The following is a 206-nucleotide window of genomic DNA, read 5'->3' as shown; positions in this document are numbered from 1 at the left end:
ACGTGAAGCGCATCTACGGCATCGCGTTCGGTATCGGCATGGCGATGACCGGCGTCGCCGCCGTGCTCATGGCACCTCTCTACGACGTGAACCCGTCGATGGGCGAGGCCTTCGGCATTATGGCGTTCATCGTCGTGGTGCTCGGCGGCCTGGGCAACGTCCAGGGAGCCGCACTCGCCGGTCTGACACTGGGCGTCGTGCAGAAC

1 protein-coding gene is annotated in these 206 nt (G+C 65.5%); it reads left to right on the top strand.

Annotated features, from left to right (window positions below; translation table 11 throughout):
* Positions 1-206: ABC transporter permease subunit (locus tag CH42_RS00160; protein WP_449279959.1), on the top strand; the 206-nt coding region annotated here is incomplete at both ends.

The organism is Leucobacter musarum subsp. musarum (assembly GCF_001273845.1).
Lineage (GTDB): Bacteria > Actinomycetota > Actinomycetes > Actinomycetales > Microbacteriaceae > Leucobacter > Leucobacter musarum.
This window is presented reverse-complemented; position numbering and strand designations above follow the sequence as displayed.